The sequence below is a fragment of the Pseudooctadecabacter sp. genome, assembly GCF_965657175.1.
In the GTDB taxonomy this organism is placed as follows: Bacteria; Pseudomonadota; Alphaproteobacteria; order Rhodobacterales; family Rhodobacteraceae; genus Octadecabacter.
On record NZ_CBFHNH010000007.1, the window covers coordinates 124,346 to 148,260 of the forward strand.

General features: G+C 59.7%; 21 protein-coding genes and 1 tRNA gene. 10 read left to right on the forward strand and 12 right to left on the reverse strand.

The annotated features are described in order from the left end of the window. Nucleotides 1-40 precede the first annotated feature (40 nt). The gene (locus ACTG36_RS08325; protein WP_375281398.1) at nucleotides 41-694 is read left to right on the forward strand and encodes a GntR family transcriptional regulator; all 654 of its coding nucleotides are present in this window, start codon (nucleotides 41-43) and stop codon (nucleotides 692-694) included. Here the strand turns inward: ACTG36_RS08325 and ACTG36_RS08330 are convergent. Beyond that, nucleotides 648-2,582 carry a glycosyltransferase family 2 protein gene (locus ACTG36_RS08330; RefSeq protein ID WP_375281373.1) on the reverse strand — a complete coding sequence of 645 codons (1,935 nt, stop codon included), beginning with the start codon at nucleotides 2,580-2,582 and terminating at the stop codon, nucleotides 648-650. The two genes, ACTG36_RS08325 and ACTG36_RS08330, sit on opposite strands and share 47 nt — an antisense overlap. Before the next feature lie 83 nt (nucleotides 2,583-2,665). Continuing rightward, nucleotides 2,666-3,826, reverse strand: coding sequence for a glutamine-hydrolyzing carbamoyl-phosphate synthase small subunit (gene carA, locus ACTG36_RS08335; RefSeq protein WP_375281374.1), 1,161 nt, complete (start codon nucleotides 3,824-3,826; stop codon nucleotides 2,666-2,668). Between the two features lie 207 nt (nucleotides 3,827-4,033). Between carA and ACTG36_RS08340 the strand changes: the two genes are divergently transcribed. The 3 genes from ACTG36_RS08340 (at nucleotide 4,034) to ACTG36_RS08350 (ending at nucleotide 4,913) form a co-directional block, all read left to right on the forward strand. Then, nucleotides 4,034-4,492, forward strand: coding sequence for a GatB/YqeY domain-containing protein (locus tag ACTG36_RS08340; RefSeq protein ID WP_375281399.1), 459 nt, complete (start codon nucleotides 4,034-4,036; stop codon nucleotides 4,490-4,492). Between the two features lie 71 nt (nucleotides 4,493-4,563). Further along, the gene (locus ACTG36_RS08345) at nucleotides 4,564-4,734 is read left to right on the forward strand and encodes a hypothetical protein (protein ID WP_375281375.1); all 171 of its coding nucleotides are present in this window, start codon (nucleotides 4,564-4,566) and stop codon (nucleotides 4,732-4,734) included. Next, nucleotides 4,731-4,913, forward strand: a complete 183-nt coding sequence (locus tag ACTG36_RS08350; RefSeq protein WP_375281376.1) for a DUF3008 family protein — start codon at nucleotides 4,731-4,733, stop codon at nucleotides 4,911-4,913. The genes ACTG36_RS08345 and ACTG36_RS08350 overlap by 4 nt, the downstream gene beginning before the upstream one ends. On the opposite strand, the gene ACTG36_RS08355 is transcribed toward ACTG36_RS08350, so the two are convergent. The 8 genes from ACTG36_RS08355 to lipB all read right to left on the reverse strand — a co-directional run bounded on the left by ACTG36_RS08355 (nucleotide 4,910) and on the right by lipB (nucleotide 11,962). After that, the gene (locus tag ACTG36_RS08355) at nucleotides 4,910-5,806 is read right to left on the reverse strand and encodes a DMT family transporter (protein ID WP_375281377.1); all 897 of its coding nucleotides are present in this window, start codon (nucleotides 5,804-5,806) and stop codon (nucleotides 4,910-4,912) included. The genes ACTG36_RS08350 and ACTG36_RS08355 overlap by 4 nt on opposite strands. A gap of 48 nt (nucleotides 5,807-5,854) precedes the next feature. Beyond that, the gene (locus tag ACTG36_RS08360) at nucleotides 5,855-6,223 is read right to left on the reverse strand and encodes a DUF1304 domain-containing protein (RefSeq protein WP_375281378.1); all 369 of its coding nucleotides are present in this window, start codon (nucleotides 6,221-6,223) and stop codon (nucleotides 5,855-5,857) included. 31 nt (nucleotides 6,224-6,254) lie between these two features. Next, entirely contained in the window at nucleotides 6,255-6,773 is a 519-nt protein-coding gene (locus ACTG36_RS08365) for a DUF2244 domain-containing protein (RefSeq protein WP_375281379.1), read from the reverse strand. 146 nt (nucleotides 6,774-6,919) lie between these two features. Continuing rightward, nucleotides 6,920-8,593, reverse strand: a complete 1,674-nt coding sequence (ctaD, locus tag ACTG36_RS08370) for a cytochrome c oxidase subunit I (RefSeq protein WP_375281380.1) — start codon at nucleotides 8,591-8,593, stop codon at nucleotides 6,920-6,922. Nucleotides 8,594-8,705: 112 nt separating this feature from the next. Then, a complete protein-coding gene (locus ACTG36_RS08375) occupies nucleotides 8,706-9,095 on the reverse strand; it encodes a hypothetical protein (protein WP_375281381.1) in 390 nt (129 codons plus the stop codon). Between the two features lie 24 nt (nucleotides 9,096-9,119). Next, nucleotides 9,120-10,022: a glycosyltransferase family 87 protein gene (locus tag ACTG36_RS08380; protein ID WP_375281382.1), complete on the reverse strand. Its 903-nt coding sequence runs from the start codon at nucleotides 10,020-10,022 to the stop codon at nucleotides 9,120-9,122. Between the two features lie 113 nt (nucleotides 10,023-10,135). Continuing rightward, nucleotides 10,136-11,230, reverse strand: coding sequence for an endonuclease/exonuclease/phosphatase family protein (locus ACTG36_RS08385; RefSeq protein WP_375281383.1), 1,095 nt, complete (start codon nucleotides 11,228-11,230; stop codon nucleotides 10,136-10,138). A gap of 57 nt (nucleotides 11,231-11,287) precedes the next feature. Further along, nucleotides 11,288-11,962, reverse strand: coding sequence for a lipoyl(octanoyl) transferase LipB (gene lipB / locus ACTG36_RS08390; RefSeq protein WP_375281384.1), 675 nt, complete (start codon nucleotides 11,960-11,962; stop codon nucleotides 11,288-11,290). A gap of 492 nt (nucleotides 11,963-12,454) precedes the next feature. Between lipB and ACTG36_RS08395 the strand changes: the two genes are divergently transcribed. From ACTG36_RS08395 to ACTG36_RS08420, 6 genes are all read left to right on the forward strand, one after another. After that, nucleotides 12,455-12,541 (forward strand) — tRNA-Leu (locus ACTG36_RS08395). Between the two features lie 103 nt (nucleotides 12,542-12,644). Next, a complete protein-coding gene (glgB, locus tag ACTG36_RS08400) occupies nucleotides 12,645-14,870 on the forward strand; it encodes a 1,4-alpha-glucan branching protein GlgB (RefSeq protein ID WP_375281385.1) in 2,226 nt (741 codons plus the stop codon). A gap of 18 nt (nucleotides 14,871-14,888) precedes the next feature. Further along, on the forward strand, nucleotides 14,889-16,145 hold the full coding sequence (gene glgC, locus ACTG36_RS08405; protein WP_375281386.1) for a glucose-1-phosphate adenylyltransferase: 1,257 nt from the start codon (nucleotides 14,889-14,891) through the stop codon (nucleotides 16,143-16,145). Beyond that, nucleotides 16,142-17,566 carry a glycogen synthase GlgA gene (gene glgA / locus ACTG36_RS08410; protein WP_375281387.1) on the forward strand — a complete coding sequence of 475 codons (1,425 nt, stop codon included), beginning with the start codon at nucleotides 16,142-16,144 and terminating at the stop codon, nucleotides 17,564-17,566. Before glgC ends, glgA begins: the two co-directional genes overlap by 4 nt. Before the next feature lie 2 nt (nucleotides 17,567-17,568). Beyond that, nucleotides 17,569-19,647, forward strand: coding sequence for a glycogen debranching protein GlgX (gene glgX, locus ACTG36_RS08415; protein WP_375281388.1), 2,079 nt, complete (start codon nucleotides 17,569-17,571; stop codon nucleotides 19,645-19,647). Between the two features lie 16 nt (nucleotides 19,648-19,663). Beyond that, on the forward strand, nucleotides 19,664-21,295 hold the full coding sequence (locus tag ACTG36_RS08420) for an alpha-D-glucose phosphate-specific phosphoglucomutase (RefSeq protein WP_375281389.1): 1,632 nt from the start codon (nucleotides 19,664-19,666) through the stop codon (nucleotides 21,293-21,295). Here ACTG36_RS08420 and ACTG36_RS08425 read toward each other — a convergent pair. Beyond that, complete coding sequence (locus ACTG36_RS08425; RefSeq protein WP_375281390.1) at nucleotides 21,292-22,893, reverse strand: alpha-glucosidase; 1,602 nt, start codon at nucleotides 22,891-22,893, stop codon at nucleotides 21,292-21,294. The two genes, ACTG36_RS08420 and ACTG36_RS08425, sit on opposite strands and share 4 nt — an antisense overlap. A 78-nt stretch (nucleotides 22,894-22,971) precedes the next feature. Beyond that, nucleotides 22,972-23,901: an AEC family transporter gene (locus ACTG36_RS08430; protein WP_375281391.1), complete on the reverse strand. Its 930-nt coding sequence runs from the start codon at nucleotides 23,899-23,901 to the stop codon at nucleotides 22,972-22,974. Between the last annotated feature and the right edge of the window lie 14 nt (nucleotides 23,902-23,915).

Below are 23,915 nucleotides of genomic sequence, written 5' to 3' on the forward strand. Positions count from 1 at the left end.
GGATACCGTGGTGTACAACGCCAGCCCAATGGAGGACGCCATGACCAACGCCAGACCACCCGTCAAAGACGCCTATGAATTGATCCTAGAGGCGATTGATACAGGCACTTACAAGCCCGGATCGCGTCTGGTGGAAAGTGAACTGGCCGAACGGTTCGGTGTCTCCAGAACCCCAATTCGTGAGGCTTTACAACGGCTTGAAACCCAAAGCCTGCTGACGCGGGACGGACGGTCGTTGATCGTGGCCTCCCTTGATCACAGCCAGCTGAGCGAACTTTATGTCGTGCGCGGATCGCTTGAAGGCTTGGCCGCACGGCTGGCCGCACGTCATGCCACGCCAGAAGAACTGGCCGTGCTGCGCGATATGTTAGAGGCCGACCGCAAGCTGACCCATGACCCTGAGGCCATGAGCCGCGCCAACCGGCGGTTTCACAAGCAGATCCATCTGGCCAGTCACAACCGGTTTTTGGTGCAACAGCTGGATTTGGTGCACCGGTCCATGGCGCTGTTGGCGTCCACATCCATCGCCGTTCAGGGCCGCCCTGCGGACACCTTGGAAGAACACGAACGTATCGTGAAAGCGATTGAGGCCGGTGATGGCGATGCCGCCGACAAGGCGTTGCGCGATCACATCTCGCAGGCCTTCATCATTCGCCTGCGACTGGATGCGGAAGCGGTTGAGGCGGCCCACTGAGGCGATCCCCCAAGGTGCGTTTGGGCTGCGTCGGCGCGAAAATGCCGTGGCTGGTTTTATCCCAGTAAAAGGGTTTGGTTGCCAGCTCGATGACCCCCTTATAGGCGGCGATTGCGGCCAGCGGGAAATAGAAGTGCAGCGTCGGCGTCCAGACGATCAACTCTCGTTTTTTGGCGGAGGTCACGGCAAGGGCCGATACGGTGATGTTGATCACCTCGGTCATCAGGAAAATGCTGGCAAAGGTGATCGCCACGGGCGGTGACAGCACCCCTGTCAGCGGGTGGGGCAGGCCCAGCAACATCAGCCAGAAAGACCACAGCAACGGCGCGAGCAGAAACTGGCTGATGGTGCCCATGAACAACAGCTGCACGCCGAAAAACCGCCACGCCCCCAGATCGCGCCACAACTGAACCGGGTCGCGCATGTGAACGCCGTAGGTGATTGCATATCCCTTGAGCCAACGGGACCGCTGTTTGACCCAAGGCCAGACACGGGCGTTTGCTTCTTCTTGGGTGGTGCTGTCGATGATTTCTGTGCGGTAGCCGCGACGATTCAGGCGGATGCCCAGATCAGCATCTTCGGTTACGTTATGCGCATCCCAACCGCCCAAAGATTCCAGCACATCGCGGCGGAAAAACAAAGTGGTCCCACCCAGCGGGATCGCCAGTTTCATCCGCTCTAGCCCCGGCAGGATGATGCGGAACCACGCGGCATATTCCACGGTAAAGCAGCGTGCCAGCCAGTTGGAATGACTGTTGTAGAAATCAAGGCGGCCCTGAAGGCAGGCGACCTGCGGCGGGGCCGTGGCAAACCGCGCCGCGACTTTGTAGATTTGATCGGGGTCGGGCGCGTCTTCGGCGTCATAGACCCCGATAATGGACCCGCGCGCAAAACTGAGCGCGTAGTTGAGGGCCCGCGGCTTGGTCTGCAACGTCCCCAGCGGCACGCGGATCGCGCGCATCCAATAGGGCAGATCAGCCTCGGCGAGGGCGTTTTGCGTCGTCCCGTCATCGGCCTCAAGCACCAGACACAGGTCGAGCTTATCTGTCGGGTAATCGATTTTTGACAAACGTTGAACCAAGGCCCCCGCGATGTCGCGTTCTTTGAACAATGGGACCATGATGGTGACAATGGGCAGGTTTTGCGGCTCGACCGTGACGGTTTGTTCGGCGGGCTTCGGGAACAGGTGGAACAGGGCCGCTGCGGATTTGAGGGCGGTGTTTAAGACCAAGGTGAACACGGCCCAGCCGCACAGAATTAGAAAACTGGTTTGCGGCCATAGGATCAGACAGGCCAGAATGGCGATGGCCACGCCGCCCCCCCATCTGAACGCTTTGCCCGCATCCCAATCGCGGCATGAATCCTGTGCGGTGGTGCGCAGTTCGGCGTTGTCCATCAGCGTCGTGTGGCACAAACGTGCAAAGGCACGGTCCATCTGGGCAGGGGTGATGATCGCCAGATGCACATGGCCATAAAGAACCGTCAGCACATCGCGCACTTTGAGGAAATCTTCGACGTTTGCGGCCAACACGGTCACACGGTTCGCAACTTTGCGCCACGGCAACACCCGATGTTTAAGGCAGCGTTTCGCCCCAAAGACCGCGACAAGGCGCGGATCAGCGGGGTTTGATTGCAGATCGATCAGGCTTGTGCGATGGCGTCGCGCCTCAGCCGAGGCGAGGGTCATGTCCGGCTGGCCAGGATAAAGCGTGCCCGCCAAGGCCTTAACATCGCGGCGTGCACGGTCGCTTTGGGCCGCTTGCCGCGCGGCCTCAACGCCCGAGGGACGCAGGATATCCGCCGTGCTGCGGGGTTCGGCCACGCGGGCCGCCACATCTATGTGCGCCGCAGTCGCCTGCCTGCGACCGGTGCTGAATGTCAAAGCCATTCCGTCCTCGTTTCATCTGTCCCACCCCGACCTTGGGGGGGAACAGTTAACGGGCGGTTAAATTGGCATTAACCTGCAAAGGTTCAGGCAGAGACACCGGCACGGTCGGCCATCGCGGCGGCAAACCGTTCAAACAGGTAGTAGCTGTCCATGGGACCGGGGGAAGCCTCGGGGTGGTATTGGACAGAAAAGACAGGGCGTCCGTCCACGGCGATGCCGCAGTTTGATCCGTCAAAAAGCGACGTATGGGTTTCGCGCACGCCATCCGGCAGCGATTGTGCATCCACCGTAAAGCCGTGGTTCATGGACGTGATTTCCACCTTGCCGGTGTCTTGATCCTTGACCGGATGGTTCGCGCCGTGGTGGCCGTGGTTCATCTTGATGGTCTTGGCCCCAAGGGCCAGTGCCAACATTTGATGGCCCAGACAGATGCCAAAGACGGGCACGTCTTTTGTCAAAACCTCTTGGATCATGGGCACGGCGTATGTGCCTGTGGCCGCTGGATCGCCCGGACCGTTGGACAAGAACACGCCGTCAGGGTTGTGGGACATGACCTCTTCAGCGGTGGCCGTCGCGGGCAACACGATGACGTCACAGCCCGCCGACGCGAGGCACCGCAGGATGTTGCGTTTTGCCCCGTAGTCAATCGCCACGACCTTGTGTACGGCGTCTGTCTGGCGTTTGAACCCTTCGGGCCAAGCCCACCGCATTTCATCCCAGCGGTAGGATTGCGCACAGGTGACGTCTTTGGCCAAATCCAGACCTTCGAGGCCTGCAAAATCGCGCGCGGCGGCGACCATTGCCTCAATATCGAAATTGCCGTCGGGGTCATGGGCCATGGCCACATGCGGCGCGCCTTGCTGGCGGATCGCGCGGGTCAGGCGGCGTGTATCGATACCGCCGATCCCGATGCGGCCGCGCTTTTCCAGCCATGTTTCGAGCTGTTCCACAGACCGCCAGTTGCTGGGCGTCGTCGGGTCCCATTTCACCACCATGCCGGAGGCCACGGGATCGGCGGTTTCGTCGTCCTCAGGGGTGACGCCGGTGTTGCCGATGTGCGGGAAGGTGAAGGTCACGATCTGGCCTGCATAAGACGGGTCGGTCATGATTTCCTGATAGCCGGTCATGGCCGTGTTAAAACACAGTTCCGCGACGGTCTGCCCCGTTGCGCCAAAGCCCATCCCGTAAAAGACAGTGCCGTCGGCCAAGACAAGGCAGGCTGTTGGTTTTTTCTGGTCTGTCATTGCTCAAATCCCCCGAAATGTGCGCAAGATGCGGCACCCATGGCATCTGGGCGCAGCCAAATTGTCCGCGTTCTACGGGGTGGCTGGGGGGCGGTCAAGCGGGATCGGACGTCAGGTCAGAATGATCCGTGGCACCTTGTTTTCTTGGGGGTGTTCGGTCTAGGGTGCCCGCTGTTACCGCTCACACGAATAACTTGGATGGATGATATGGAATTGCGCGCACGGGTCTCGGCGGCCATGAAAGATGCGATGAAAGCCAAAGAGGCCGACAAGCTGTCGACGTTGCGGCTGATCAATGCGGCCATCAAGGACCGCGACATCGAAGCCCGCGCCGATGGTCGCGATGAAGGTGTCGGCGATGACGCGGTGCTGGCGATCTTGGGCAAGATGGTCAAGCAACGCCAAGAAAGCGCCAAAATCTACGAAGAGGGTGGCCGTTTGGAGCTGGCCGAAAAAGAGCGTGAGGAAATCAAGATCATCGAGGAATTCCTGCCCCGCCAGCTGTCTGAGGACGAGGCCGCAAGCGCTATTGATGCCGCCATGGCCGAAGTCGGTGCCTCCAGCATCCGCGACATGGGGAAGGTTATGGGCGTTCTGAAGGCGAAATACACCGGCCAGATGGATTTCGGGAAGGTCGGGCCCATGGTGAAAGAGAAATTGGGATAACGCCAATATAAGTTGGAACTCTTTGGTCCCTGCCGCGTTCGCTTAAAAGACGAAAATTTCGGGGGGACAGAATGCGCCATTTTCAGCGTCACCGACAGAACGCACGGGCCGCCCTTTTGGCGCGTTTGGGACAGTTCAATGTGAACGATCTCACCAGCCGTCAGGCCCAAATGTTTTCCCACCTTACTTTGCGTGAATTGGAAGACCTGTCCGTCATTGGCCAACAAAAGACGACCTCATGAAAGCGCAGTCGAAAGCCCAGCAAAAGGCCGCAGGTGCGGCCTTGTCTGCCAAGCGGGGCGACACCAAGGTTGGTGATCTGCAGGGTGCCTCAAAAGAGATGTATGATAGCATGACCGAAGCGGAACTTGAGGACATGGCATCGACAGATCATGACGATCTGCCCGAGGCCAAAGACTAGGACCGGCGCAGCAGCCGCCCGTCAAGGATCGCAAGGCCCACGGCCAGCAATCCAAGCCCCACGTAGACATTTGGCGACAGAGTTTCATACAGAACCCAAGAGCCCAGCAAGATCGACACCGGCGGGATCAGCAAGGTGACGATCATCGTATTGGCCGATCCGGCCGTTTTCAAAATTCGGTAGTACAGCAGGTAGGCACCGGCGGTCGCAAAGACCACGTAGTAGCCGATCGCGGCGAATGTTGTCGGACTGAGCGCAAAGGACGGCGCGCCGTCGATGATCAAAGCTGCGGGCACCATGACGATGGACGACCCCGTCAGCATTCCGGCGGCGGCCACTTGCGGTGTCAGATGCCCCATATGCACCCGCGCCCAGACGCCTGCGAAAGCATACGAAATCGTCCCGCCGATGACGGCCAGTTGGGCCAGTGATGTGACGTCAAAATCCCGCAGGCTGTCCAACCCGATGGCCGTGGCCACCCCGAAAAACCCGATCAACGACCCAACCGCTTTGCGTGTCGTCAACCGTTCGTCGGCCAACAACAGGGCGGCGACCACCACGCCGAAAATAGCCGTGCCTGCATTGAAAACGGACGTAAGCCCCGTGGGGATATAAAGCTGACCCCACGCCATCAGGCTGAAGGGGATCACATTGTTCAGAACACCCATGACAAACAGCACCGCCCAATCGCGGCCCGTAGGCAGCGGCAGACGTCGCCACGCGACATAGGCCCACAGGATCAGGGCCGCCCAAAAGACGCGGTGCGCCACAGAGGTGACAAAAGGGACCTCATCCAACGCCAGACGGATCGCCAGAAAGCTGCCGCCCCAGATCAGGCCAAGGACAAAGAGTTCGGCCCAATTGCGGAGGGACAAGGTGCGTTGTCGCGTCATGTTGCGGTTCTACGTGGGACAGGTCGCGCGAGCAACGTGAAACCGGCGCTATCGCCGCGACATCCAAAGCGCCCCAAGGGCGAGGGACGCAGGGACCGTCTGCACCAAGGCAATCGTCGGCGACACGGTCAGCGCGCCAAAGACACCAGCGACTGCCACGAAGATCAGAAAACAGCTGGCCACGCGGGCTTGCCACGCACGGTCCGCGATGGTCAGCGACCACAGCAAACCTGCGGCCAGAAATCCGTTGTAAAGGCCCTGATTTGCCGCAATGGCCGTCGTTGGCGCAAAAAGCGCGGGATCAAGGGTCGAGAAAATCGCGGGTCCGCGCGCCTCCCACGCAAAGATTTCGAACCATGAAATGTAAAGGTGCAGGGCGGCGATCAGGACGATGAGGATCAGGGCAAGGGCGCGCATTGTGGGGCTTTCCGGTTGGAATGGGGGGAGCCTAACGGGCCGCAGCTTCCAGCGCCAGCTTGAGTGACGTCGTGACCTCTTCATGAAGGGCCGCACGTTCGTCTTCTGACAAAAAGGCGCCGAGTTCAACTTCACGGTCGCTACCTTTGAGGGTAAGATAGTTCGGGATTTTCTCATGTTTGGGGTCGAGTTTGACCTGCACCCAATAGGGATTTGCCTCCCATGTGAGGTGGCCGCGACGGGGGTGGTGATGGTCAAGGCTGATGTGATCGGGCCAGATGCGCAGTTCTTCGAGGATCTCACCGTCCTTTTGGTTGCGCTGAAGGGCGTACCAAATGCCGCCGACGGCCAGTGCGAAGAATGGCAACAGCCCCCACAAAACGGGGGAGCCCATGACCGCGATCAGCGGCAACAACACCATGGCCGCGGTGGCGGCCATGAAGGTCACGAAATCACGGCGCAGCAGGGACCGGTAGGGCCACAGATGCACTTCGGCCACGGGGGTGGACCGGGCATCGGGGTCTTCGGATTTGATCCATTCATACGGCATCAGCGTTCCCTTTGCGCGGGGCCAAAATTCCGGAATTTTGGCGGTGTAGAAAACTCTAGAATTTTCGGTCGCCGGGGGTAGGGGGGACGCAAAGAAAAAGGGCCCCGATGGTGTCACCGGAGCCCTTTTGTTTGATCAAGCGGGTCTTAGTGACCTGGCTGTTTGTCCCAGTCGGACTGCTTGGGCAGAATTTCGAACGTGTGCTCTGGTGGAGGGGACGGCAGGGTCCATTCCAGCGTATCCGCAAATTCGTTCCACGGGTTGTTCTCGGTCGCGTTCTTCGGGGACAGGAGTGTCTTGAAGAGCATGACGATGAAGAACAAGAAGCTGCCGAAGGCGATGAAGGCACCGATGGAGGACACGTAGTTCCACAGCGCGAACGCCTCGTTGTAGTCGATGTAGCGGCGTGGCATCCCGTTCCGGCCCAAGAAGTGCTGTGGGAAGAACGTGATGTTGGCGCCGATGAACATCAGCCAGAAGTGCGTGTGACCTGCCCATTCGGGGATCATCCGGCCAGCCATTTTTGGCAGGTAGAAGTAGATGCCCGCGAAGATGCCGAAGACGGCGCCCAAACTCATCACATAGTGGAAGTGGGCAACGACGTAGTAGGTGTCATGATAGGCGCGGTCGACGCCGGCCTGCGACAGAACGATGCCGGTCACACCACCCACGGTGAACAGGAACAGGAAGCCAAAAGCCCACATCATGGGTGTTTTGAATTCCACGGACCCGCCCCACATCGTCGCGATCCACGAGAAGATCTTAACGCCGGTGGGCACCGCGATGACCATGGTTGCCAGCATGAAGTAGGACTGCTGGGTCAGGGACATGCCGACCGTGTACATGTGGTGCGCCCAGACAACAAAGCCCAGCGCGCCGATGGCGACCATCGCATAGACCATCGGCAGGTAGCCGAAGATGGGCTTGCGCGAGAAGGTAGAGATCACGTGGGAAATGATGCCGAAGGCGGGCACAATGATGATGTACACCTCAGGGTGACCGAAGAACCACAGGATGTGCTGGTAAAGAACGGGGTCACCGCCACCGGCAGGATCAAAGAAGGTCGTGCCGAAGTTGCGGTCCATCAGCAGCATGGTGATCGCACCGGCCAGCACGGGCAGGGCCAGCAGGATCAGCCATGCGGTCACGAAGATTGACCAAGCAAACAGCGGCACCTTGTGCAGCGTCATGCCGGGGGCGCGCATGTTCAGGAATGTCGTGATCATGTTGATCGCGCCAAGGATAGACGAGGCACCGGAGACGTGAACCGCGAAGATCGCGAGGTCCATTGAGATGCCGGCCTCATTCGTCGACAGCGGCGGATACATAACCCAGCCCACGCCGGAGCCAAGCTGACCGTTGCCGCCGGGCGCCAGGATGGATGCAACGCCAAGCGCCACACCGGTGCAGAACAGCCAGAACGACAGGTTGTTAAGACGGGGGAACGCCATATCGGGCGCGCCGATCTGCAAGGGCATAAAATAGTTGCCGAACCCGCCAAACAGCGCAGGAATAACAACGAAGAACATCATCAGGACGCCGTGATAGGTGATCATGACGTTCCACAGGTGTCCGTTCGGCGTACATTCATCCAATGCGGCAGGGAACAGACGCGCGCCTTCAAGGCACATGTACTGAACACCGGGGTTCATCAGCTCCATCCGCATGTAGATCGTAAAGGCGACGGACAAGAACCCGACGAAACCCGATACGAACAGGTACAAAATACCGATGTCTTTGTGGTTGGTGGACATGAACCAACGGGTAAAGAACCCGCGGTTGTCTTCATGCTCATGGTCGTGGACGGCTGCGTCTACCATGGTGCGCTCCCTCTTGCGTGGCTAATCGTGATCGAACTGACAGACTCAGCCCGATGGCTTTGAAGTGGTTCTATGGCGCACAGGCCCACAGGGCAAGCGCCCAGAGCGGTTTTTACATGGGTAAAAATGGCGCAGGGGCATGGGTGGGCGCGTTTGTCGCGGGGCGGCGCAGGGTGGCCCACACGCATGCGACCCCGAGCGCTGCGATAACAGTGATCGACACCGCCCAAGCGACGGTCAGATGGTCGTTGAGCATCCCCAGAAGCCCCACAGGTGCGGCCCGATGAAAATAAAGGCCCAGAAGGGTGATGATGGCATAGCCTATTGGGCCCAATCGCAGCGCCAAGGCGCCCAGAAAGACGAATGCGGTCAGATAGGTGTAGGACCAACTCAACGGGCTGAGCCACGCGAAGACCATGGCCGCCACAGCCACCACCAGCGGGTCGCGGGGGCGCAGGGCCGCCAGCCGCGCCACGGCGGCCAGTGCGCAAAGGTTGGCCAAGACAGAGGCGATCCGCCAAAGCTCTCATTTTTGGGTCATGTTCCAGCCCCGGTCCGTGCCAGCCATATTGTCCGGCGTGACACGGACCAGATGATCTGTGAACAACGTGCCCGACACCAAGGCATCGAGCGACATAGACACATCGCTGACGATGACCGATCCGGTCAGGGCACTGACCAGATGCAGATAGTCCAGATGAAGCGCCCATCCTGCCACAATGATCGACAGCACGCCAAGCGCCGCACCGGTGATGGCAAAGCTGAACAAAGCGGGCCATTGGCGGCGACCCAGATAGATCGCCACGAACATCACCGGATAAAGTTTGATTGCCGCCGCCAGTGCCAACAGGGCACCGGACAGGTGGACCTGTCCGAACTGTGCGCGTTCAAAGGCGAAAACCACAAGAAAGCTGACAAGCAGCTGCGGCTGGTTTTCCGCAAGTGCTGTGGTCACCGGCGACGACAAGGTCAGGCCGGTGTAGGTCAAGGCAACAAAGGCCAGTTGCGCGATGCCTGTGGTCCGGCACATGCGGCTGACCAGAAAGATCGTCGCGATCAGGAGAAGTTGATTCAGGCCAAGGAACACGCTGTCCAACACTTCGAATGAAGTGATGTCGGTCACATGGGCCAGCAGCCCCGCCCACAGTGGCGGATAAAGGTAGGGGAAAATGCGCGCTTCGGGATAGATTGCAGAAACATGCGGCCACCAGTCCGATGGCGTTTTCATGGTAAATCCGTCCGCCACGTCGGGGTAGATTTGGTCCATTTGGCCCATTTGGATGAATTCTGCCGCGACCCAGCTGGCATAAAGATCGGCCGATTGCGACGCTGCACCTGCGGCCACGGACAACATCAGGCTGTAGGCCATCAAAGTCGCAAAAAACGCAATATAGAGAACGCGTTGGGCGGGTTTTTGCATCTGGGTCATTGGCCGAAACATACCTTTGAGCGCGGCGCGCGCGATCTGCTGAACTCATTACTACAAAGGGGTTTAACAAATCATTGAGGCTGTTTTTGGGCAGAAACCTGCGACCACTCGGGTCAGTCACGGGCCTCCCAATCGGTTCCGATGGGCGCGCGGTCCGATTGTTTTTCGTCTTCGATCATGTGCGTCACCGCCGCACGTTCGTTGTGTTCCGCAGGGGGGGCTGTGCCTTTTTCGGTGTCGGCCAGGGCCAATGTGAAGGTGATCGGGAAGTGGTCCGACCCGATCTTGGGCAGGCGCCGCATGGCGACGAAGCGAAAGCGCGGATCGTGGAACAAATGATCCAAGGGCCACCGAAAGACAGGGTAGAAGGCATTGAAGGTGTTGAAAAATCCCCGTCCCACGCGCGGGTCCAGCAGGCCGGTGATGCGCTGAAACCGGCGCGTGGTGTGGGACCATGCCACATCGTTCAAGTCGCCCGCGATGATTGAAGGCAGCTCGCGCTTGGCGCTTTCCAGCCCTGCGGCGGCGATTTCGCTGTCGCGTCCTGTGGTTGCGTCCTGCGCTGTGGGGGGCTCCGGATGAATGATATAGAGCGCGACCCGATCACCAGAGGCGAGCGTGACCTGCGTCGTGATCGACGGCACCCCCGTTGTGACCAGATCGCGGACCTGCGTGTCCGACAGCGTCAAATTGGAATAGAGCCCCAGACCGTAGCCGGTGTCGGCGGGGTGTTCGACCACATGGGCGAAATGATCGCGCAGCGGGGCCATGGCGTCGATCCATTTCTGGTCCGGTTCGATCAAGGCCAGAATGTCAGGGCGTTCGCGGTGCACCAAGTCCAACGTTGCACCGTAGTCACGGTTGGACATCTTCACGTTTGCCGTCAGCACCGTCAGGTGCCGGTCTGTGTCCCGCATCAGTTTCGCATCAGCCGTAGCGGATTGTTTGGGCCACAGCGGCGTGAATTTGAGAACAAAGATCAGGTTGACCAAAATGCAAACGACCAGCACCGCATCGGCAACGATCAACGCACGCCCCGCCAGCACGAAGGGCGACACCACGGCGAGCCCGAGGGCCGCCAACATCACCTGAAGGCGGACAAATTCCGGCCCGCGGATCAGGCCGTGGGGATATTTAAGGAACGGCACGAATGTCAGCACCAAAAGCACGAAAACACACACCTTAAAGAGCAGTTCGGCAAGCGTCATGGCGGGGACTTTCGGTTGGCTTCGTTTATTAACGCCGTTCGGGAAAATCTGTTCCCGTCAAGGGCCGCCGTCCTCGTCCGCGTCACGCGGGGTGATGGCGTCCTCAAAGGTCTGACGCAGGGCCACGTCCACATCGGCCATGGTCACAGGCAGCCCCAGATCAACCAGTGATGTGACCCCGTGGTCCGTGATCCCACAGGGCACGATGCCGCTGAAATGGTCCAGATCGGGTTCGACATTGATTGAGATGCCATGAAAGCTGATCCATTTGCGCAAACGGATGCCGATGGCGGCGATCTTGTCTTCTGCCGGTCCCAATGCGGTCAGCGGTTTGTCTTCGCGCTGGACCCAAACGCCGACGCGTCCTTCGCGGATTTCGCCTTTGACGTTAAAACGGTCGAGCGTCGCGATGACCCAATGTTCAAGGTCTTGCACAAAGCGGCGCACATCGCGCCCGCGTTTGCCCACGTCCAGCATCACATAGGCCACCCGTTGGCCTGGCCCGTGGTAGGTATATTGCCCACCGCGTTTGGTGATGTGCACGGGAAACCTGTCAGGGTCCGTCAGGTCCGCCGCCTTGGACGAGGTTCCGGCGGTGTAAAGGGGGGGGTGTTCAACCAGCCAGACGCATTCATCGGCCTCGCCTTGGGCAATGGCATCGGCGCGGGCTTCCATGAAGGCGACGGCGTCCTCGTAGGGGGTCAGCCCGTCGGTGGTGATCCATTCTACCATTTATCTGCAGGGCAGCAGCCCCGCCTCCTTTAACTTGGCCACATTGGCAGTGTCGACAGGCATCTCCTCAGAAGCGGTGTCGCCTGAGGCGCATAAAACGTGAAGCGCCAGCCGCGTGACATTCGTTACCTGCGCAACCCGGGTCATTTGGGCCAACACGTTTCGAAACGCGGGATACGAAGTCAAGCCATTCACATAGCACATCCGCCAGTTGGGCACGCCTGTTGGAAGGTCAGGCATCGGGTTCGTCAAGACATAGGCAATCCAAACGACTTCGCCAATTCGAAAGGTCATATCAAGTCCAGACGTCCGGTCCTTCAGGCCCCGATCAACATCGGCGCAGGCGATGCGGGGACGGGTTTGCGGGCAGCGGAGGTCTGTCAATCATCTTGCCGCTTGAAGGCCAGTTGTTCATTTCCCAAAGCGTGGGCATTTTGCTCTTGAGGTGGGGGAAAGGTTTGTCTAAAGCACCCCCACCTAGCCTAAGACTGTGCGGTCGTGGCGGAATTGGTAGACGCGCAGCGTTGAGGTCGCTGTGAGGTAACACTCGTGGGGGTTCGAGTCCCCCCGACCGCACCATCCCCCTTACAGGTCCGACAGACGCATTGCTTGCTTTGCGCGACGGAACTTTTCTGTGTAGCGTGGCGTTTCATGAATTGTACATGAAGACCTCGGGGGCACTATGGCGACAGGTTCAAAACCTGCGACGACCGGCACGACACGCGATCAGGCCTTGCCAGATCATCTGACATCTGAGGCATTGGACGCGCTGGGCGCGGGCCGTCATGGACGGGTCTTTGATGTCCTTGGACCCCATAAATTCAAGAACAGACGCTGGGTGACCACCTTTCAGCCAGATGCGGTTGAGGTTACAGCCCGTGTGGGTGCGAAAGACACGCCGCTGGCCCGTGTGTCGGGCGATGTCTTTGCCGCCGCCGTGCCCGGCAAAGCCTATGAACTGGTGATCCGGTATGCAGATGGGACGGAGGTCATGACCGCCGATCCTTACGCCTTCGGCCCTGTCTTGGGCGATTTTGACCAGTATCTGATCGGTGAAGGCACTCACAAACAGCTTTGGCGCGCGCTGGGCGCGCATGTGATGACCCATGAGGGCGTCGAAGGCACACATTTCGCCGTCTGGGCCCCCAATGCGCGGCGGGTGTCCGTCGTGGGGCATTTCAACATTTGGGACGGGCGCCGCCATGTGATGCGGCCCTTGGGCAATTCTGGCGTGTGGGAGGTTTTCCTACCCGGTGTGGGTGATCAGGACCTTTATAAATATGAGGTTCTGGGGGCCGACGGGTCGCTGGTGCAAAAGGCCGATCCGGTGGGCTTTGGGTCGCAACATCCCCCTGAACAGGCCAGCGTCGTGCGCGATATCGACGGCTACGGCTGGGACGACGGCGATTGGATGGCTCAGCGGCGCGCCAAAGGCGCAGTCGATGCGCCCGTGTCGATTTATGAGGTTCACCTAGGGTCGTGGCGCAGGCGGTATGACGATGGCGGCAGGCCGCTGTCGTATAAGGAACTTGCCCGTGATCTGGTGCCTTACGTGAAGGACATGGGGTTCACCCATATTGAACTGCTGCCCATTTCCGAATTTCCCTTTGACGGATCATGGGGCTATCAGCCCGTGGGGCTTTATGCGCCCACGATCCGTTTTGGACCGCCCCATGAGTTCCGCGATTTCGTTGAGGCCGCGCATAAGGCGGGCCTTGGCGTGTTGCTCGATTGGGTGCCGGGGCATTTCCCGACCGACGCACATGGTCTCGCCCATTTCGATGGCACGCACCTTTATGAACATGCCGATCCGCGCGAAGGGTTCCACCAAGACTGGAACACGCTGATCTACAATTATGGCCGCACGGAGGTCCGCAATTTTCTGGTCGCCAATGCGCTTTACTGGATGGAAGAATACCATCTGGATGGCCTGCGCGTGGATGCCGTGGCGTCCATGCTTTACCGCAATTATTCGCGCGAAGAGGGGCAGTGGGTCCCCAACAAGGACGGCGGCCACGAGAATTATGAGGCGATCGCTTTTCTACAAGAGATGAACGCGACCGTTTACGGCGAACACCCTGATGTCATGACTGTGGCCGAGGAAAGCACGTCCTTTCCAGGCGTGTCGAAGCCCGTCGACACAGGCGGCCTTGGGTTCGGGTACAAATGGAACATGGGGTGGATGAACGACACCCTGTCCTATATCGAAAAGAACCCGATCTATCGCCAGTATCACCACGACGATCTGACCCGCCCCTTGATGTGGCAATATTCTGAGAATTTCATTCTGCCCATCAGCCATGATGAGGTCGTGCACGGCAAAGGGTCAATGATTGAAAAGATGCCCGGTGAGGGGGATGACCCTTTCGCCAACCTGCGGGCTTATTATGCCTATATGTGGACCCATCCGGGCAAGAAGCTTTTGTTCATGGGCTGCGAATTTGCCCAGCCTGAGGAATGGAACCACAACGCCGAACTGAACTGGGGGGCTGCCGATCAGCCCGCCAATGCAGGTGTCCGCGAATTGGTGCGTGATCTGAACCGGCTCTATGCGTCCGAACCTGCGCTTCATGTAAAGGATTGTGACCCGTCGGGGTTTGCTTGGCTTAACGGCGATGCAGGCCAATCGACGCTGGGCTATGTGCGCTACGGCCACGACGGCGACGCGCCGGTGGTGGTGATGTGCAACTTCACACCTGTGTTGCGTGAGGGGTTCGCCATCGGCGTGCCTCAGCCGGGTCAATGGGACGAAGTCCTCAACAGCGATTCAGCAAATTACGGCGGCGGAAATCGCGGCAATCTGGGCGGCGTCAGGTCGCGCCCCGAACCGCGCGACGGTCATGACCATTCGGTCGAGATCGTCCTGCCACCTTTGAGCGTGGTGGTCCTGCGCCACGCCAAACAATAACCTTGGAGGGGAAACGAGATGGAACAGAAACGACTGACACAAAGGTCCATGGTGTTCGTGCTGGCCGGAGGGCGCGGCAGCCGTCTGAAAGAGTTGACCGACCGCCGCGTGAAACCGGCTGTGCCCTTTGGCGGCAAGGCGCGGATCATCGACTTTGCTCTGTCCAATGCGCTCAACTCCGGCATCCGCAAGATGGCGATTGCCACGCAGTATAAGGCACACAGCCTGATCCGGCATTTGCAACGTGGCTGGACGTTCTTTCGTGCGGAACGGAATGAATTTCTTGATGTTTTGCCCGCGTCCCAGCGGGGCAACAATGAAAACTGGTATCAGGGCACGGCGGACGCGGTGACCCAGAACATCGACATCATCGACAGCTATGATGTGGATTACGTAATCATCCTTGCGGGCGATCACATCTACAAGATGGACTATGAAATCATGCTGCGCCAGCATGTTGAAACCAAGGCGGATGTGACTGTCGGGTGCCTCACCGTGCCACGAATGGAGGCTACGGCCTTTGGCGTCATGGCCACGGACGACACAGGCCAGATCACGTCCTTTCTGGAAAAACCCGCCGATCCGCCCAGCACCCCCGAAGACCCGGACAAGGCGCTGGCGTCCATGGGGATTTACGTTTTCAACTGGGATTTCCTGCGCAAGCTGCTGACGGATGATGACAGCAATGTCGAAAGCTCACACGATTTTGGGCACGATCTGATCCCTGATATTGTGAAATCCGGCAAGGCCATGGCGCACCGCTATGACGAAAGCTGTGTGCGGTCCGAGGGCGCGCCGGTTTATTGGAAGGACGTCGGCACGGTTGACGCCTTCTGGGAGGCGCATATCGACCTGACAGATTTCACGCCGGACCTGAACCTGTGGGACAAAAACTGGCCCATCTGGACCTACAGCGAAAGCGTGCCGCCCGCCAAATTCATTCACAATGAAAAAGACCGGCGCGGCATGGCGATTTCAAGCATGATTTCGGGCGGGTGCATTATTTCGGGGACCGAGGTGCGCAATTCGTGCCTCTTCACCAATGTGCACACCAATTCCTACGCGGTTTTGGATCACGCGGTGGTGCTGCCCAACGTGACGGTGAACCGCCACGCGCGGTTGCGCAAAGTGGTGATCGACAGCGATGTGACCATCCCTGAGGGCCTCGTGGTGGGCGAAGACCCCAAGGAAGACGCCAAGTGGTTCCGCGTGTCCGACAAGGGCGTGACCCTGATCACCCAAGACATGCTGGATGCGAGGGCGGCTGCACAATGACACGGGTTCTTTCGGTCGCATCAGAATGTGCGCCGTTGGTGAAAACGGGCGGGTTGGCCGATGTGGCCGGTGCATTGCCCGGCGCGCTGAAAGTGCAAGACATTGAGATGCGCACTTTGTTGCCGGGCTATCCGTCGGTGATGGCCAAGGTCGGCAAGGCCAAGGCTGTCGTGTCGTTCAAGGATTTGTTTGGCGGGCCTGCGCGGGTTCTGGCGGCCAAGGTCGCGGGGCTTGATCTGCTGATCTTGGACGCGCATCATCTTTACGACCGCACCGGCGGGCCTTACGTGACCGAGGAAGGGCGCGATCATAAAGACAACGACGCGCGCTTTGCGGCCTTGTGTTTTGCGGCGGCCCATATTGCCGTTCAAGGTGCTGCGGGCTGGACGCCGGACATCGTGCACGGGCACGATTGGCAGGCGGGACTGACGCCTGAATACCTGCATGAAATGGGCAGCACGGTGCCCTTTGTTTTCACCATCCACAACATCGCTTTTCACGGCAACACGGATGCCAGCCGTATGGGCGCACTGGGCCTTGATAACTGGCGGTTTTCGTCTGACAAGTTTGAATTCTGGGGGCAGGTGTCCGCGCTGAAGGCGGGTCTGACGGGGGCTGCGAAAATCAACACCGTGTCGCGCACCTATGCCGAAGAACTGATGACGCCGCATTTCGGCATGGGCATGGATGGCGTGCTGCAGTCGCGCAAAGATGATCTGTCGGGCATCGTCAACGGGATCGACACCGAGGTCTGGAACCCTGCCACCGATCCTGAGGTCGCCAATTACACAGCCCCCAAAGGCAAAGCCAAAGCGAAGGCCGCCTTGCGCGCGGAATTCGGACTGCCCGACAGCGACGGGCCGTTGTGCGTGTTGGTGTCGCGGCTGACGCACCAGAAAGGGATCGACCTGCTGCTTCAGGCGCTGGGCGCGCTGACCGGGCGGGGCGGACAGCTTGCGTTGCTAGGGTCTGGCGATACGGAGCTTGAGGTCGCCTTGCTGGAACGCGCAACCCATGATCCCAACGTGGCGGTGAAAATCGGCTATGACGAAGGGCTGTCGCACCGGATGATGGCGGGGGGCGACGCGATCTTGGTGCCGTCTCGGTTTGAACCCTGTGGGCTGACCCAGCTTTACGGGCTGCGCTATGGAACGGTGCCCATCGTGGCCCTGACCGGTGGGCTGGCCGATACCGTCATCACCGCAAATCCAGCCGCTTTGGCTGCAAAAGCAGCAACGGGTGTTCAATTCAGCCCGATTACGGCGGATGCCTTTGCCAACGCATTGACGCGCACCTGCGATCTGTTCAAAGACAAAACAACGTGGACGATGCTGCAGCGCAACGGGATGAAACAGCCCGTGGGTTGGGAAACCTCCGCCGCAGCCTACGCCGCTTTGTACAGGTCAGCCCTGAAAGGCTAAATATGTCAGGTCATTTTGCCATCCGCGCGGGGGTCTCCTCGCCCCTTGGTGCGACATTCGATGGGGATGGGGTGAACTTCGCCGTCTTTTCGCGCCATGCCACGCAGGTCAGCCTGTGTTTGTTCGACGAAGACGGCAATGAAAGCCAGATCGTGCGGCTGCCCGAACGCGAAGGCCACGTCTGGCACGGCTACCTGCCGGGGATGCGTCCGGGCCAGCAATACGGGTTTCGGATGCAGGGGCCTTATAAGCCCGAAGAGGGTCACAGGTTCAATCCGTTCAAGCTGCTGATTGATCCTTATGCCAAACAGCTGACCGGTCATCCCACGTGGAATGATGCGCTGTTTGGCTATGACCTAAAGGCCAAGACGAAGGACATGGTGATGGACCGCACCGACAGCGGGCCCTATATGCCCCGCTGTGTGGTCGTGGACCCTGCGTTCACATGGGGCGGCGCGCAACGCCCGCAGACGCCCATGTCCGACACCGTGTTTTATGAGGCCCACGTCAAAGGCCTGACCGCTGAGCGCCGCGACGTGAACGCACCAGGCACATTTTTGGCCATGTCGTCCGAGCCGATGTTGGATCACCTGACAAAACTGGGCGTGACGGCGGTGGAATTGCTGCCCGTGCAGGCGTTCCTGAATGACCAGTTCTTAGTCAACAAAGGGCTCACGAATTACTGGGGCTACATGACCTACGGGTTCTTCGCCCCCGATCCGCGTTATATGCAGCACGCCCAGATCGCGGAATTTCAACAGATGGTTGCGCGGTTCCGCTCTGCCGGGATCGAGGTGATTTTGGATGTGGTCTACAACCACACCGCCGAGGGCAATGAGTTGGGGCCGACCCTGTCGTTCCGTGGCCTCGACAATGCCAGCTATTACCTGTTGGAAGACGACAAACGGTTCTACACGGATTTCACCGGCTGCGGGAACACGTTGAATTTCGAAAACCCCTTCGCCCTGCGGCTTGTCATGGACAGCCTGCGCTATTGGGTCGAAGTCATGGGCGTTGATGGCTTCCGCTTTGATCTGTGTTCCTCGCTGGGACGCACGGACCGGCAGTTTGACCGCGACGGGCCGTTCTTTCGCGCCATCCGGCAGGATCCCGTGTTGAACCGCGTGAAACTGATCGCGGAGCCGTGGGATCTGGGGCCAGGCGGCTACCAATTGGGTGCCTATCCCGCACCTTTCGTGGAATGGAACGACAAATACCGCGACGACACCCGCCAGTTCTGGCGTGGGGACGGCGGGATGGTGCGCGCCATGGCGGAACGGCTTGCAGGTTCGGCCCCGTATTTCGACCACGACGGGCGCGCGCCCACGGCATCTGTCAATTTTCTGACGGCCCATGACGGGTTCACGCTGATGGACACGGTCAGCTACAACGACAAACACAACGACGCCAATGGCGAAGGCAACCGCGACGGCCATTCCAATAACCATTCCGACAATATGGGCCACGAAGGCCCGTCGGGTGATCTGGCGGAGGCGCGCGCGCGCCGCCGGCGCAACATGATCGCCACGCTGATGCTGTCGCAAGGCACGCCCATGCTGCTGGCGGGGGATGAATTGGGCAATTCCCAAGGCGGCAACAACAACGCCTACTGCCAAGACAATGAGATCGGTTGGGTGAACTGGTCCGACGCCGACCCCGACTTTTTGGCCTTTTGTCAAAAGGCCATCGCCTTTCGCAAATCCCACGCCATCCTGCGCCAGCGCCGGTTCCTGCATTCGCGCCCCCGCCTGATTGACGGGGCACCGGATTTGTTCTGGCGCCGTATGGACGGCGAACCCATGGGGGCCGCCGATTGGAACGACGCCAGCTTGAAGTCCATCGTGGCTGAATTGCGCACAGCCTCGGGCACGCCCGAATACGTTGAACGCGAAGGCGCGCTGCTGGTGGTGATGAACGCAGGCGACGCGGTGAATGTGGCCCTGCCGCAGGCGCGCGACGATTTCATGTGGCAGCGTGCCTTCGACACCGCCGAACCCGATACCATTGGTCGCTTTGAAGGCACGACAATCGCTGCAAATTCTGTTGTAGTCTTTGTAGAGGCCCGCGCAGACGACCCATAATCCCAAGGAGACGACCATGACCCACACGACCGTTACGACCCAGCCCATTGCAGGCCAGAAACCGGGAACGTCGGGGCTGCGCAAGCGCACGAAGGTGTTTATGGAACCGCATTTCCTTGAAAACTACGTGCAGGCGATCTTTGACGGCACCGGTCGTGTGGCTGGAAAGACCTTGGTCGTGGGCGGTGACGGGCGGTATTTCAACGACCGCGCCATTCAGGTGATTTTACGCATGGCGGCCGCGGGCGGTGCGGCGCGCTGCATCGTGGGGCAGGGCGGGATTTTGTCCACCCCCGCAGCGTCGCACCTGATCCGCAAGCGGGGCGCCAGCGGCGGTCTGATCCTCTCGGCCAGCCACAACCCTGGTGGGCCGGACGCGGATTTCGGGCTGAAATACAACGGCGCAAACGGCGGCCCAGCGAGTGAGAAAATTACCGCTGAAATTTTCGCGCGCACGCAGGACATCGCGGAATACCACATTCTTGAGGCCACGGACGCGGACCTTGGCACTTTGGGTGAAAGCCACCTTGGCGATCTGGTGGTTGAGATCGTCGATCCGGTCACCGACTACGCCGCCTTGATGGAAGACCTGTTCGATTTCGACGCAATCGCTGCGTTGTTCGCCGGTGGCTTCGCCATGAAATTCGACGCCATGCACGCGGTGACCGGCCCTTATGCCACCGCCATCCTTGAAGGCCGTTTGGGGGCTGTCAAGGGCACGGTCATGAACGGCGTCCCGTCCGAGGATTTCGGCGGCGGCCATCCTGATCCCAACCCGATATGGGCCAAAGATCTGATGGACGTGATGTACGCCGATGATGCGCCAGATTTTGGCGCGGCCTCCGACGGGGATGGCGACCGCAATATGATCGTGGGGCGTGGTGCCTATGTGACGCCGTCTGATTCATTGGCGCTTTTGGCGTCCAAGGCGCATCTGGCACCGGGCTATGCCAAGGGGCTGGCTGGGGTCGCGCGGTCGATGCCGACCTCTGGTGCGGTGGACAGGGTGGCGGCGGCCAAGGGGATCGGCTGTTATGAAACGCCCACGGGGTGGAAGTTTTTCGGCACGCTGCTGGATGCGGGCAAGGTCACGCTATGTGGGGAAGAATCCGCAGGCACGGGCAGCGACCATGTCCGTGAAAAGGACGGGCTGTGGGCGGTGCTGTTGTGGCTGAACATTCTGGCAGAAACCAAGATGTCCGTGGCCGACCTGATGGATGAGATGTGGCGCGACTACGGGCGGTGTTACTACACCCGCCATGATTACGAAGATGTTGAGGCTGAGAAAGCCAACGCAATGTTTGACGCCCTGCGCAACAAACTGCCCGGTTTGGCGGGCAGCGACGTGGCAGGCCAAACCGTCGAATGGGCCGATGAATTTGCTTATGACGATCCGGTGGATGGCAGCCATGCGGCGGCCCAAGGATTGCGGATCGGGTTTGTGGGCGGGGGCCGTGCGGTGTTCCGCTTGTCCGGCACAGGCACCGTGGGGGCCACGATCCGGCTCTACCTCGAACAGCTGGAAACCGACGCCAGCCGCTTCGGTCTTGACCCCGCTGAGGTGTTGAAGCCCATCAACGAGGCCGCCTTGGCACTGTCCGATCTGGCCGCAATGACCGGCCGCTCAGCGCCTGACGTAATAACCTAAATCAGCGTCACTTTGCCCGTCAGATAAGCGTAGCCATTGGCTGGCAGAGTGAGCGTTGTGCCGTCGAGGCTAGCGTTGTTGGGGCCAGTGATCTCCGTGTCGCTGACCGCTAGGCTATGGTCATCTGCGGACAGGTTGAACACGCAGGTCAGCGTTTCCGAGTCACTGATGCGGTGGAACGCCAACAGAGGTTCGTCCAAGTCGATGAAGGTTGTCTTGGTGCCAGACAGCGCGGCGGAGGCTTTGCGGAAGGCAATGACGTCTATGTAGTAGGCCAGCACGCTCTTGTCGCCCTGTTGGTCGACCGCATTGGCCGCCTGCGGGGCTTTGACGGGCAACCACGGGGTGCCGTCCGAGAATCCGGCGTTTTTCGCGTCCTTTTCCCAGACCATCGGCGTGCGGCACCCGTCACGGCCTTTGACCGCGGGCCAATAGCGCAGGGCTGGCGGATCGGTCAGCTCATCATAGGTGAGGTCGGTTTCGGTCTGACCCAACTCCTCCCCCTGATAGATGCCGATGGTGCCGGGGAACGACATCAACATGGCCACGGCCATACGCGCGATGGCGTCCTCATCCGTGGCGTGGTCCAGCCAGCGGGTGACATGGCGCGGCACGTCATGGTTTGAGAACGACCAATAGGGGTGGCCGTCAGGCGCGCCTTTTTGGAAGCCTTCAATGCAATTCCGAAAGTGTTTGGCGTTGAAATCAGGGCCCAGCATCGCAAAGGAATAGGCCATATGCAGCCGGTCGGTGCCTTGGGTGTATTCGCCCATAATCTCAATCGACCGATCGCCCATTTCGCCCACTTCACCGACCATCATGATGTCGTCGTACTGATCCGTCAGTGCGCGCAGACGTTCCAGAAAGCCCAGATTTTCTGGGCGCGTCTTGTTGTAGATGTTCTTTTGCATCCCATAAAGGTCGGTGGCCATGACCTGTGGGGCCGCATTGGCGGCGGGGTTGGAACGCAGTTTTTGGTCGTGGAAGTAGTAGTTCACTGTATCCAGACGGAACCCGTCCAGCCCAAAGTCGAGCCAGAATTTACACGTCTCAAGGATGGCATCGACCACGTCCGGATTGTGGAAATTCAGATCCGGTTGGGAGGCAAGGAAATTGTGCAGGTAGTACTGCCCCCTCCCTGGATCAAACTCCCACGCGGGTCCGCCAAAGTGGCTGTGCCAGTTGGTCGGGGGGGATCCATCGGGAAGCGGATCGGCCCAGACATACCAATCGGCCTTGGCGTTGGTGCGGTCCTTGCGCGACGCTTTGAACCAGTCGTGCTGGTCTGAGGTGTGGGACAGCACCTGATCGGTGATGACTTTCAGACCCAAATCATGGGCCGTGTCGATCAGACGTTTGAAATCATCCAGATCGCCAAAGAGAGGGTCAATTTTGCAGTAGTCGCTGACGTCATAGCCCATGTCCTTTTGCGGGGACATGAAGATGGGCGACAGCCAGACGCAGTCGGCGCCCAGATCGGCAATATGGGGCAGGCGGCGGGTGATGCCGTTCAGGTCGCCCACGCCGTCGCCGGTGCTGTCCTGATAGGACCGCGGGTAGACTTGGTAAATGATCGCGTCGCGCCACCAATCGGTCATGGCTGCCCCCTCTGCGTGAGTCGTTGAAGTTGCCCGCTACATAGCGTTGTTTGCGGTAACATAAAGCGGTTTTCGCAGTTAAGGCAGGATCGTCAGCCACGCGGATGTGGTTATGATCGAAAGTGCTGTCCCGATCAGCACCGATGAGGCCGCGACCCGTTTTGCGGCACCATACATATTGGCAAAAACATAGGCATTGATGCCCGGCGCCACGGAGGCCGTGACGACCGCCGACCGCAGCGCGTCGGTGGTCAGATTGGCGGTTGTGCCAAGCGTGTAGGTGATGGTTGGATGCACGATGAGGGACACAACGCAGACAAACAGGATCGTGCGCATGTCGCCCTCGGGTCGGTAACGGTAGAGGACGCCGCCCAAGCCGAAAAGCGCCGCCGGAAGGGCCGCGCGGGTCATCAGATCAACGGCTTCAGTGAAAACGGACGGCAGGGGGATTTGGCCCAGATTGACGATAAGGCCCGCAGTTATGCCCAAGACCAGCGCATTGGAGAACATGGCCCGCCCGACCTTGGCGGGCAGATGATGCAGGGCCGTGCCGCGGGCACGGGCAAGCTCCATCGCGGTGATGCCCAGCATGTAGCCAAAGGGCGCGTGGATCGCGATGATCGCATAATTGCCCAGCAGTGCATCGGGGCCATAGGCGCGTTTGGTGATGGGCAGGCCCAACAGGAGGCTGTTGGAAAACAGGCAGCAGAACGCGATGGCGACGCTGTCTTCCCATGTGCGGTTGAAAAGAAGACGCGCGGCGGCAAGGCCAAGAAGAAAGGCCGCAACGACGCCTGTGTAAAAGCTGACCAGAATAGGCGCGTTGAAGTTTTGCCCCAGATCGAGGGTCGAGATGGCGCGAAAAAGAAGACAGGGGATGGCGAAGCTTTGCGTAAAACGCATGAGGCCATCGACATGATCGTCGCTGAACAGTTTTCCCCAAACGGCTGCGTAGCCGAAGGCCAAGACGATAAAGACCGGGAGGATAATGGTGAGAATATCGGTCATGTCAGCACCAGCGG